The sequence below is a fragment of the Hoylesella buccalis ATCC 35310 genome, assembly GCF_025151385.1.
Classification (GTDB): Bacteria; Bacteroidota; Bacteroidia; order Bacteroidales; family Bacteroidaceae; genus Prevotella; species Prevotella buccalis.
On sequence record NZ_CP102287.1, the window covers coordinates 3,080,711 to 3,092,878 of the forward strand.

Annotated in this window: 9 protein-coding genes and 1 tRNA gene; 5 read left to right on the forward strand and 5 right to left on the reverse strand. The window is 45.6% G+C overall.

The genetic code is table 11. The features are described from left to right. Positions 1 to 22 precede the first annotated feature (22 nt). Positions 23 to 382 (reverse strand): ribosome silencing factor, encoded by a 360-nt coding sequence (rsfS, locus tag NQ518_RS12670; protein ID WP_004349339.1) that lies wholly within the window; start codon positions 380 to 382, stop codon positions 23 to 25. A gap of 184 nt (positions 383 to 566) precedes the next feature. On the opposite strand from rsfS, the gene NQ518_RS12675 reads away from it, so the two are divergent. The 3 genes from NQ518_RS12675 to NQ518_RS12685 all read left to right on the forward strand — a co-directional run bounded on the left by NQ518_RS12675 (position 567) and on the right by NQ518_RS12685 (position 2,737). Then, positions 567 to 637 (forward strand) — tRNA-Gln (locus tag NQ518_RS12675). 184 nt (positions 638 to 821) lie between these two features. Then, positions 822 to 1,892 (forward strand): peptide-methionine (R)-S-oxide reductase MsrB, encoded by a 1,071-nt coding sequence (msrB, locus tag NQ518_RS12680; RefSeq protein WP_227961579.1) that lies wholly within the window; start codon positions 822 to 824, stop codon positions 1,890 to 1,892. A 119-nt stretch (positions 1,893 to 2,011) separates the two neighbouring features. Beyond that, the gene (locus NQ518_RS12685; protein WP_227961577.1) at positions 2,012 to 2,737 is read left to right on the forward strand and encodes a nitroreductase family protein; all 726 of its coding nucleotides are present in this window, start codon (positions 2,012 to 2,014) and stop codon (positions 2,735 to 2,737) included. A gap of 209 nt (positions 2,738 to 2,946) precedes the next feature. Here NQ518_RS12685 and NQ518_RS12690 read toward each other — a convergent pair whose 3' ends face one another. The 4 genes from NQ518_RS12690 to NQ518_RS12705 all read right to left on the reverse strand — a co-directional run bounded on the left by NQ518_RS12690 (position 2,947) and on the right by NQ518_RS12705 (position 11,092). Beyond that, the gene (locus NQ518_RS12690) at positions 2,947 to 4,932 is read right to left on the reverse strand and encodes a DUF349 domain-containing protein (protein ID WP_227961575.1); all 1,986 of its coding nucleotides are present in this window, start codon (positions 4,930 to 4,932) and stop codon (positions 2,947 to 2,949) included. 214 nt (positions 4,933 to 5,146) lie between these two features. Next, on the reverse strand, positions 5,147 to 6,073 hold the full coding sequence (locus NQ518_RS12695) for a magnesium transporter CorA family protein (RefSeq protein WP_102698336.1): 927 nt from the start codon (positions 6,071 to 6,073) through the stop codon (positions 5,147 to 5,149). Between the two features lie 941 nt (positions 6,074 to 7,014). Then, positions 7,015 to 8,775: a M6 family metalloprotease domain-containing protein gene (locus tag NQ518_RS12700; protein WP_227961573.1), complete on the reverse strand. Its 1,761-nt coding sequence runs from the start codon at positions 8,773 to 8,775 to the stop codon at positions 7,015 to 7,017. A 436-nt stretch (positions 8,776 to 9,211) separates the two neighbouring features. Beyond that, on the reverse strand, positions 9,212 to 11,092 hold the full coding sequence (locus NQ518_RS12705) for a DUF4139 domain-containing protein (protein WP_227961571.1): 1,881 nt from the start codon (positions 11,090 to 11,092) through the stop codon (positions 9,212 to 9,214). A 275-nt stretch (positions 11,093 to 11,367) separates the two neighbouring features. On the opposite strand from NQ518_RS12705, the gene NQ518_RS12710 reads away from it, so the two are divergent. Beyond that, positions 11,368 to 11,757 carry a rhodanese-like domain-containing protein gene (locus NQ518_RS12710; protein ID WP_227961569.1) on the forward strand — a complete coding sequence of 130 codons (390 nt, stop codon included), beginning with the start codon at positions 11,368 to 11,370 and terminating at the stop codon, positions 11,755 to 11,757. A 163-nt stretch (positions 11,758 to 11,920) separates the two neighbouring features. Beyond that, a complete protein-coding gene (locus NQ518_RS12715; RefSeq protein ID WP_102697352.1) occupies positions 11,921 to 12,166 on the forward strand; it encodes a GlsB/YeaQ/YmgE family stress response membrane protein in 246 nt (81 codons plus the stop codon). Positions 12,167 to 12,168: the final 2 nt, after the last annotated feature.

Here is a 12,168-nt window from a genome sequence, read left to right on the forward strand (position 1 = left end):
GAATGTCAAATGCCATGCCAATTTAATCTTGGTCCGGAATCCTCGTCAATTTAGCGTCTTCCCATAAGTTTTCCAAGTCATAGAAAGCCCTTGTTTCCGGCAAGAAGACGTGGACCAGCACGTCAGTGAAATCAATGGCCACCCATTGGTTCGCTCCAAGGCCGATGACATTGACCGGTTTCTCCTTCAAATCCTCACGGACTGTGTCGCCAATTGATTCGGAAATCGCCTCTACTTGGGTGGGAGAGTTGCCTTGACAGATGACAAAGTAATTGGCTATTGCCCCTTCGATGTTGCTTAAGTCAGCAATGACGATGTCCTGACCTTTCTTTTCTTGTATTCCTTTTGTGATGATGTCGACTAGTTGTTTTGATTGTTTCATCCTTTCAAAAATGATGTATAAGATATGGAACTATTATTCTACAAAGTTAGTGCTAAATAACTACAAAAGGCATAAAACATGAAATAAATTTGTTTTTTTAAGAAAAAAGCACCACTTCTTATTGCGGTATCAAAAAAAAACACTACTTTTGCAGACGCAAATCGGCAACGATCGTATTTGATTTTGGGATATGGTGTAATGGTAACACAACAGATTCTGGTCCTGTCATTCTTGGTTCGAGTCCGAGTATCCCAACTACTAAAAAGTGTTTTCTTATCATAGGAAGCACTTTTTTTTGATTCCCTAAGGGCAGCATGATAGCTTTGTTCACCCATTAAAGGTGTTAGAAAACGGTTGTTTTTCATCTTTTTTAAGTGTATGAATTCGCGAAACCTCAATATTTTTCTATAGTTTTGTAAATCATCAGACCATAAAAGGTATGAAAATAATCAATTGCCAAATACTTTGTTTGTTATGGGCTTTCCTTTTAATGGGTTGTCATGGACGAGCACAAGTAGCTGCAGAAAAAGAATTAGATATGAACGAACAGGCTGAATTATACTTGGCAGGTGGATGCTTTTGGGGTACAGAACACTTTTTGAAGCAAATCAATGGAGTACTCAGTACCGAAGTTGGATATGCAAATGGGCGTGGACAAAATCCTTCTTATGAGGAAGTATGTACAGATCAGACGGGTTTTGCAGAAGCTGTACACGTTGTTTATAATCCTCAAATATTACCTATTTCTCTACTTTTAAAATTGTATTTTAAAACGATCGACCCTACCTCTTTAAATAGACAGGGTGGAGATGTTGGTACACAGTATCGCACTGGTATTTATTATACTGATGAACATGACTTGCCCATGATTCAAGCTGAGATGGCCAAGTTGAGCAAAGAATATTCGAAGAAGATACAAATTGAAGTACAGCCACTTCGGAATTTCTATGCAGCAGAAGGTTATCACCAAGACTACCTGGATAAAAATCCCGGAGGATATTGCCATGTTCCACAGGCATTGATGCAGTATGCGCGTGTAGCCAACAAGGATACAACCGAATCTTCACGTTATGTGAAGAAAACGGATGCTGAACTGAAGCAGCAGTTGACACCTTTACAATACGAGGTTACTCAGCATGCCGCCACCGAGCGTCCTTATGATAATGCATATAATGATGAGTTTAGACCAGGAATTTATGTTGATGTGACCACTGGCGAGCCGCTGTTTTTGAGTACCGATAAGTTTGAGTCTGGCTGTGGATGGCCTGCGTTCAGCAAGCCAATTGACCCACATTTCTTGGAAGAAAAGCAAGACTTGTCTCACGGGATGCAGCGTACCGAGGTGCGAAGTGCTAAAGGTCAAGCCCATTTGGGACATGTTTTTAACGATGGTCCTAAAGACCGAGGTGGCTTGCGATACTGTATTAACAGTGCCTCTTTACGCTTTGTTCCTCAAGAAGAAATGAAAGCGCAAGGATACGAAAAGTACCTTATTTTGCTGGAGCATTGAGAAAGGCGGGTTGTCCTGTTGGCTTCAGGGACTTTAGTCAATGGGATGATGGATTTTCAAGCAGTGCTTTGGAAACGATAGGAGATTTCTCCCTAAAACAAGAACTAAAACCAATAGATATGAGTTTACAAGATATTTTGAATCACCGACGTGCCATTCGTCATTTCGACCCTGCCAAACCACTTGACACCGCGCGCGTACGTCATTGCCTGGAGTTGGCTGCTTTGGCACCAACCAGTTCGAACATGCAACTTTGGGAGTGTTATCATGTCACTCAACCGAAGGTTCTCAAAAAACTGACCCATGCTCTTTTAGATCAGCAGACGGCAGAAACCGCACAGCAAATGGTGGTGTTTGTCACGCGTAGGGACAAGCATCGGGCGCATGCCAAGGCTGTGAAAGCGTTCGAAATCGATAATGTCATGCAAAACAGTCCGAAGGAGAAACAAGCCAAACGCATCAAAAAATGGCAGGTGTATTACGATTTCGTGATGCCACTGTTTTATACTCGCTTCTTTTGGCTGCTGGGCTTGTTTCGCAAATTGCTGGCGCAAACCATTGGATTGTTCCGTCCTATCGTGAAACAGGTGACCGAAGGCGATACGCGCATCACGGTTCATAAGAGTTGTGCCCTTGTCGTTCAGACGTTCATGTTGGCCATGAGCGAGGAAGGGTATGACACATGTCCCGTCGAGGGCTTTGACAGTTGGCTGGTCAAGAAGGCTTTAGGACTTCCTTACCACACGGAAATTAACATGGTTATCACGTGTGGCGTGCGTCTGCCTGACGGTGTTCGCTCCGAACGCTACCGCCTTCCTTTCGACCAAGTGTACCATCAAGTGTGATAGTTGACGAGTTGACAAGTTAACGAGTTGACAAGTTAACGAGTTGACAAGTTAACGAGTTGATGGCTGGTAAGTTGATGAATTGCTAATTTACCAGCTGTCTGCGTAGGCTTAAACATCGTGTGTTGCGAGTGACAATACAGCATAAATCCCAGAAGGTATCAAGCCAACTGGGATTTATTTAATTAATATAAATCGCTATTTTAGCGTTATTCAGCATTCTTATTTTCAGCATCGATGGCCTTGATTTTCTCACGAATCATCTTACAGTCATCCTTTAGTTTCTCCACTTTCCGATTCATTTCGTCCAGCAGGTTGTTGCCTTTTTTGCTCGATGCGTTGAGGAAGCCAAGGTTGTTTTCATAAGTCGTTATCTCCGACTTCAGTTGTTCATAGCGGTGCATCAGTCGGCCACGCTCGTTGTCCAACGCGTCTTCGCCCATCTTGGCCATGTTCTTCAAGTTGTTCTTGAAGTTGTCAAGGTGTCTACGGGCAAACGAAATGTGCAAGTCCTTATACAACTTGTCCAAGATGTCGTGGTATTCCTGATAAACATTATCTTTTTCTTTGTACGGAACGTGTCCAATCTTGCTGTATTCGTCCACCAGTTCCTGTACCTTTTCCTTGGTGTTTTCATCAGGTTTTTCAGCTAACTCTTTTAGCTGGGCGATGATGGCTCGTTTGTTGTCCAGGTTCTCGTACTCGATATTTTTCGTGCTTGCATTGGCTTTGTTGCGCGCCTCGAAGAACGTGTTGCAAGCTGTGATAAAGTCGTTCCACAGACGGTCGCCTTGTTTTCTGGGTACCATACCAATGGTTTTCCATTCTTTCTGCAAGGCAATGAGTTTGTCGCTCGTCGACTTCCAATCCGTGCTGTCGGCCAAAGCCTGTGCTTTCTCCACAAGTTCTTTCTTCTTTTCGGCGTTCTCAGCGAAGCGTTGTTTCATCTGCTTGAAGAACTCTGCCTTGTTTTGGAAGAACTGATCGCAGGCTGAGCGGAAACGTTCGAATATTTTGACGTTCATTTTTTGCGGGGCAAACCCAATCGTCTTCCATTCTGCCTGAATGGCGATAATCTCCTTCGTATGCTTTTCCCATTCGCCAGCCGTCTTGTATTCCTGTGCAACGATGTCCTCCACCTTCTCGCAAAGGGCTGTTTTTTGCGTCAGGTTTTCTTCTTCCTCCTGGCGCAATGTCTCGAAATGTTGCTGGTGACGCTTGTTGATGACGGTAGAGGCAGCCTTGAAACGTGCCCAAATCTCTTCGCGTAGTTCTTTGGCCACCGGGCCAATTTCGCGGTATTGCTGATGCAACTCCTGCAATTGGTGGAAGGCACTAATCACGTCTTCTTCGTTGGCGAGGTTCTCAGCCGTTTCACACAGCTTCGTCTTCAGCTCCAGGTTTTTCTTGAAATCATATTCGCGCGCTTCCCGATTGAGGTTCAGCAAGTCGTAAAATTGCTCAACGTACAGCTGGTAGTTGCGCCACAGTTCGCTAGCGTTCTGTGGGGGTACGGCCTTAATCTCTTTCCATTGCTGTTGTAATGACTTGAACGCTTGGAACGATTTGTTGGCTTCGTCGGGCGATGTGGCCATCGCCTTGATTTTGTCAATAATCTCAAGTTTCTTTTTCAGATTCTCTTCTTTCTCTGCCTCTTGCTGTTGAAATATCTTAGCCCGCTTCTCTTTGATGATGGCCATCTCAGCCTTGAGGCTTTCTTCAAGCTTGTCAGGTATTACCTGATAACGCTCCGGATCACCACCATTCTCAAGGTATTCCTTCTGCTGTGCCTCTCGTTCGGCCAGATGCAGCTTGTAGAAAGTGGTCTTGAGTAGGTCAAGTTCGCTCTTCTGTGGGTATTCATCGCTGTTGGCAATCTCCTTCAGTCTGTCCAGAACCTCTTGCTTCGTTGCGTAAATCTTCGGAGTTTCTTCCTCTTTTGGCGTTTCTTCTTCCTGTTTCGTCGCCTCAGGTTGCTCTGTTTGCTCCTCGGTAGATTCGCTCACAGGCTCTTGTTCGGCCTTGTCCTCTTGCGGCTCAGCCTCTTCCACGGTCGTTAGTTGTGGTTCTACATTCGTTTCCTTTTCTTCTTCGGATGTTTCACTGTTTGCTGGTTCAACCGTGTTTTCGGTGCCTACAACTTGTTTCTCGCTTTCTAAATTACCCTGCTTCGGGGTGCTTTCTTGAGAGTCCATCAGTTCACTGTTTTAAGTTTATGATTTGGTTTTCCGGTGCTTTGACACATCCTGGATGTGTCACTTGTTTGCCTTCACTTCGTCTATGTAGATGATTGTCATGCCGATAGTAAGGGCATTAGATGTTGCAAACTTATATAAAAATATGCTAATTTCCTAAACAATAGTGATTTTTTTATTGTTTTGTCTGTTTTAGAGTCTGTCCATGCTCGGTCTACAGCAGTCGTTTGTGGCGCATGATGGCCCATGAAACCACGGCCACGAGGATGGAAATGCCAAAGGCTACGATAAAACCGTACTTGTAGGTTTCCATGCCGTTGATGACGTTCATGCCGTAGAGTGATGCCACCAGGGTAGTTGACATCATCAGAATGGAAACCGAAGTAAGGGTTTTCATCACCGTGTTCACGTTGTTGTTGATAATGCTCGAGTACGTGTCCATGGTCGATTCGAGGATGTTGGCGTAGATGCTGGTGGTCTCTCGGGCCTGCGTCATCTCGATGTTGACGTCTTCTATCAGGTCGGCATCCAGTTCGTCTACCTGCAACTTGAACTTCAGCTTGGCCAAGAGGTTTTCGTTGCCACGTATGGAGGTGATGAAATAGGTGAGCGAGTCCTGTAATCGGCTCAGTCCGATGAGGCTTTCGTTGTTCACCTCGTGATCAAGGTTGTGCTTGGCTTTCTCGATGAGTGTGTTAATCTGCTTCAGCCGTTTCAAGTACCATACGGCGCTGGAGAGGAACAAACGGAAGGTCAAGTCAACATAGTCGGTGAAGCCCGAGCCTCGCTTTTGCTGATAGCTCACAAAGTCTATCATCATGTTAGTTTCGTAATAGCACACCGTGATGGTCACGTCGCGCTTGTGGATGATGCCCAAAGGAACCGTTGTGTAGGGCGTGCGAGAGCGTATCTCTTTGACGTAGGGGATACGCAGGATGATGAGCATCCAGCCGTCGTCATATTCGTAACGGGCACGCTCGTCGGTATCGCTGACGTCTTGCAAGAAATAATCGGGTATTTGGAAGCGTTCTTCCAGCTCTTGTTGGTCTTCCTCTGTTGGACAGGTCACCTGAATCCAGCAATTAGGCTGCCATTCCTCGATGGGCCTAAGTATTTCGTTGATGTTCCAGTAAGTTCTCATTTTCGCTAATCTCCATGGTTCATGGGGTCGAAGATTAGCCTCCTGGAGACTACTCTTCTACCTTTCGTTACATTTTTCCGAATGATAGTCGTCCATAAATTTTTGTTAAAAATAACCTTTTATCCGCTCTTCAGGTTTCCAAACCCTTGTTGATGGCGATGGAATCTGCCGACGGACAATGAAGTGTTTGCAAAGATAAGCAAAAAAAATGATAAAAGCGGTTGAGTGACATAAAATTATTTACCAACTGCATGGCACTTTTATTTTAACGGTATGTTGTTGAATATCAAACTTAGAGTTAGAATCGTTATTGAAACAAAAGAAAAGGTTCGTTTTTTCAGCAAATAATCTTACTTAAATAAAGGAGCCGTGTTCCAACGGTCTTCCGCTATTGGCATACCATGGGCAATCGTACTACTACGCATCGCAGATGAGGACTTCACGCTGCTGCATCATCCATCTTTTTTCTTGACAAACACCTCGCTGTGTTTGCGATATTTATCAGTAGACTGGCAACCAGTCGAAAATATGGTCAAAATGAACGAGTTTTGTAATTTATTGTTTTACAGTGTATTAGATGTATTACGGTGATTTTTAGCCCTCATGGTTGCCTGTTTTGTTCGTAAAAGCATAGCTTTTGTACCGCAATAAGCATGCTTTTAAAGCTCAATGTCATGCATTTTGCCTTTCAAAAGTGTGTATCTAGTAGCGTCATCTTGATGCTTTTGGGGAATAATTGTGAGTTTTTCAGTTAAGAATTAACGTTTATACTCCCTGTAAGCCTATTGATTTTTTCTAGAAGCCCCATTCACCATGGCTGGTTTTATTGTCATCTTATCGGACAAAAAACGCGACCCCGTCTCTTCTTGGTGGTGGATGGTTCTTTTATCATCTTTATACCTAATCCAAAAAGAGACGGGGTGTTGCATACGGACTTCTTGTTATTTTACCACGACTTTGCGCGTGGTGCCATCCGATAAGTTCAGGAGATACAGGCCGCGATGCAGACCGTTGAGTTGCTTTGTGGGCATTCGCTGCCCCCGCATGTTATATATTGAAACGATTGTTACGGTGCGGTTGTCGTTGAAGGCTGACTCTATTCCAGCCGTGTTGAAATGCGGGTCGGGTAAATAGTTGAAGCTGATGAGGCCGTTGGCGTCTTTTCTAATGTTCAACACCTTATTATATAGTACATAATTGTTATCCCAGTTGGCATTGTAAAGCATCAGCGCAGGAGTGCTGTTTGCCGTCAAGCTGTCGCGTTCGCCCAAGGGATAGGTGTCGCGGTCATCGTTGCCGTAGCTGGCATCGGCCGGAACGATGGTCAGTCGTTGGTGCGTGTTGTATTGTTTCTGTTCGGTATTGTTCACTATGTTGTATGCCCACAGTTTAGCATCATAGTCAACATGAAGCACCAGCAGCCCGTTTTTGGGTAGATAGGAGTCCCATTTACTACGTCCTTTGTTCTCTAACAAATAGTATTCATCATGGTTCCGTGGGTTGTAGATAGCGTATGCCTCACCCCCTTCCAGCAGAGGTTTCATGCCGGTAACATTCTGGGGTTCATTCCCTAAGACGGTATAATCCAACCAGCCAGCGAAGTTTTTCTCATAACTGGTATAGGCGGGTGGTACCCATCCGATACCTAAAGGACCGTTGTAGCTGCCACTTGCCATGATGTCCCAGTCGCCCGTTCCATAGTTTTTAGATGCTCCGGTATCGTAAAAGTCGGGTAATCCCAGACAATGGGAAAACTCGTGACAGATAACGCCTATGCCCATGAGGGTGTTGCGTATGCGCCTTATGCCCGTTCCGGTGTAATATTCGTACAGCTCGTTGCTGCATGCGTAGGTGTTGATTCTTACCCCATCCAGCACCAGGTTCTTGCTTTTGATGTTAAATTCGTGGGGCCAGATGGTTTCTGGCTTCGCCGATGTGGCCTGTCCATAGCCGGCATAGATCACGACTATTTGGTCTACAACACCGTCATTATCCCAGTCGTAATCCCGAAAGTCAACTTTGTCGTTGACCGCTTGACAGGCTTCGACAATCATTTCAGAAACCCTCACGTCTATTTGACCGTCTTTATCTCCGCCGTAATAAGCAAGGGTATGCTTGAGTTGCACAGGCCCCATGACGTCAAAAGTGAGGTCGAACCGTCCGTTGCTTTGGTCATAAAAATAATCATGGACGCTGCCAACGCCTCCATAGTCTTTGTATCCCGACTTGTTAACGATGTCGTCGAACACTTTCTGAGGGTCATCGTCTCTGAAGGTCTTGTCGCTGAAATTTGCCAAGATGATAAGGCCTTTTTTCTTTCCCGTATACTGATTCTTGCGCATAGCGGGCAGTCTGTTTAACTGTTGCAGTCGGGTAGGAGCCTTCTCGCGAAGTGGTTCTATCTCTTGAACGGTGTGGATATTCTTTTTTTCAAAGGCTGTTCTCAGGGAAGCTTCGTGTGCCAGGATGTTGGAGGAAACCAATTTGTCCTTCTCAATCTTCGCATAGAAGAAGTTGTTGTCACGCTGGACCAGTGGAACCTGGTCGTCTGTCAGGAAATAATGCAGATGCTCATCGCCCACCATGAGTACGCGTATGGTCGAACCATCACGTTGGGTGTAGGTTCTCCACATTTTTTTCGCAGGGATGGCATGGGCTATTGTTGTTGCAATCAGCAAGCATGAAAGTAGGATGGATCTCATCTTTTTGGGTCTTTTGCGTGCAAAATTACATGTTTTTTTCCGAACTTCAAGCCATTTGTAGTGCAAAACCAACTCCGAAGATGGCTTCCCACCGACTTGCGTTGGCGTCGGAGAGGTCGTGTAGTGTTCGGCAAATCCTCCATTCGTAAATGATACAACTTACGATATTCCATCATGATGGAAGAGGTTGTGTTTTAGTGGATACAAAGAAACACAATGAAGACTGAATTTCGAGTGATGAATTCAGCCTTCATGGTGGAATGCAATAAATCTTTTAGTGGGCACCCATCACCAATCAAAAAGTTAAGGTAGTAAAGCGACAGGTATGTGACTGTTGATGCGATGAGTTGCTAATTCTAAAACTATTTGCCCTACACAGTCAGCGTGTGCGCAATGAATAGATGAGCCTTATAATTCAGGTACTCCAATTTTCTCCTTATTCTATAGTGAGACGACGGTATTTGTCATACTTCACCTGATAGCCAAGCGACAGCTTTTTAACTTCACCTGGTGCAAGCGTCAGCTTCCAGACTACCTGCCCGTTCAGCTTGTCGAGTTGTCCGCCACTTAGTTCCTGAGGCGTGACGGTGATGCTTGAATTTCTCGAAACGGGCAGTTGGTCGTAAATACTGATGACCACTTGTTCGGCTCGGGCATTGCGTAAGCTGATTTCCCAGTTCATGGTTTGCACTCTGCTGCCACCCAGAAGTCTGCGAGAGGTGTTGTTCTTGATGAGTTTTCGCTCGATGTGGATGCCGTTGTCGCGCCCCATGGCGAGGTGGAGGGTATCGCTCTGCTGGTCGGGATTGAGGATGGTTTTGCCCACATAGCTGTTGTCGAAGAACACGGTGGTTTCTCCCTGAATAAGGTTCAGCTCGTTCCAACCGGTGACATCAGCCACGAGGAAAGCGCTCTTGTCAATTTTGGGAACGCCCTTATAAGCATAGGTGGTGGGTAATTGGTATTTGCCTATCTGGCAACTCACGGGCTTGTTGTTGGAGAGAATGGTCAGCGGATGCCCTATCTCGAACTCGTATCCAAACTTGGCAGCAGTGGAACTAACATCCATGCTGTTTTCATCAGCGATGCTTTCGGCCTTCACCTCCCTGTCGGCCTTTATCACTGGAGCTGTAAATTTCACGTTCGATCTCGTGCTTTTGCTTCCAAATCCCTTGACCACCACTTCTTCCAATGCCAGTTTGCTATTCTCCATGCGGAAGTCGAGGCGGTTTCCTGTGGCTTGCTTCACTTGTGTTTCCATGCCAATGTAGCTCGCTTCCACGTTGCGATTGCCATTGGGCAACGTGAGTGTGTAGTGTCCGTCAATGTCGCTTACGGTGCCGATGGTGGTGCCTTTCACTTGGATAGTGGCGCCGATGACGGGATTGTCTTCCTCGTCGGTGATAGTGCCAGAGATGCGGTTGTTATCTATACCAAAGTCGTAGGTGGGTGCGGCGAGGTCGTAGTCGAGCCAATAAGTCTTTAGCTCAGGCGACACATTGCTGCGATTTGGATTGGCCGACGACAGTGTGACGGGCACGTTGCGCCAGTCTTCATTGGTTTGTTGTGTGATGTTGGCCTTGTAGGTGAGTTGCAGGGGAGCCGCAGTGCTGCCTGAACGGAGTTCGTAGGTGGGGTACCATGATGCCCCATTGACGTAGTAGACAAAGGTGAAGTTGGTATTAGAAACTCGTGGAGCGTCAACCTTGACATCAATCACGGTGAGCCGTTTGGCATTGAGTCCGGCGAGGGAGTCTATGACTTCTTGCTGCTTTTCCACATTGTGGTTGGCCTGCTGCTCTTCTTCGTCGAGACCGATGAGCCGCTTGTTGATGGCCATGGTTTCGTCATAATAATATTGGTTGAGCTGTTTGATGGCTTCGAGGGGTGTCGCAACGGTGCGTGCAGCTGTGGAACTGTTGGTTTTCACCATCTCCAATTGCGACTTCATCACCGTTCGCTTGGCTTTCACCTCAGCCAGGCGGTTGCGTGCTTTCTTCATCGCAGCTTCGGCAGTGCGCAGCTGTCCGGAAAGCATGGCACTGTCGGGACGAATGTATCGCTGACTGACGCCAAGTATTGTCACATTGCCTCCTGCCTTGACCTGTATGCTGTTGGCGTCTATGTAGGGTGATAGTCCCGTGAAACTGAGCGTTTGTTCGCCAGCTTGCAGGACCACTTGTTTGTGACGGTATACCTGTGCGCCTTTTGAAAAGATGGTTACCTTGTCGAGATTGGGTATCATCCGGCCTTGTGCCGATGCGTCTATGGACAAGACAGTAAGGAACAATAAGAGAATAAAGGTCTTGGTTTTCATCGCTTTCCGTTTGATGTTGTTACTTCGCAAAAGTAGAGAAAAAAAACAAATCGAGACATATTTACTGAGAAAAGTTTTTATGTTTGGAACGCAAAAAGCCACGACTTGTGGAAAAGTTAGACATTCGTGTGTTGTCTCAGACGTATACTTCAAAAGGCGATAGCTGCGGCCATAGACAGAAACAAATATGTCGCAAGTAGTGAACTTTTGTAAGATTTATTTGATAGTTTCAACTTTTTTTGTAACTTTGAGGATGATTATGAGCAACTAAACGGATGATTAAATTATTGAAAGGTATTATTATCGTGATTTTAAGTACGCTATTTGCAAGCTGTTCCAGTCATCGAGGAATCGAGTCTGTGACAGTAGACGAGTTTGAAAACGCTCTCTACGACGGACATGTACAATTGCTGGATGTACGTTCAGTAGAAGAGTATGCGCAAGGACATATCGCCAATGCCGAAAATATAGACGTGCAGCAGCCTGACTTTATTGACAAGGCGCAGGCAATGTTGGATCACACTAATCCGGTGTATGTCTATTGTCGTTCGGGCAAACGCAGCATGTTGGCCGCTCAACAACTAGTCAAGGCAGGCTTTAAGGTGGTTAATCTCCGTGACGGAATTATGGGTTGGGAAGACGCAGGCAAACCTGTTCTTCCCTAAAGGGACGGCTGCTGAATGAGATGGGTGTTGTTCTGGCTACAGAGTTTCATTCATCTTGCAAGATGGCCTTAACCTGGTTCTTCTTTAACCGTCTGGCCATGTAACTGATGGTCGCATGGAACGGAAGTAAAAGAAATTTGTATTAATTTAAAAAATAAAGATTATGTTTGGACTTATTGGATCAATTATTATTGGATGTTTGGCTGGTTTTATCGCCGGTAAGATTATGCGTGGTGGCGGTTTCGGCTTTTGGATGAATCTGTTGCTGGGTATCATTGGTGGTGTTGTAGGTGGCTGGACGTTGAGCCTGTTGAATATCTCTTGGGGTGGAACCATTGGCTCTTTAGGAACAGCTGTAGTGGGTGCCGTCTTAGTACTTTGGATAGCATCACTGTTTAGAAAGTCATAATA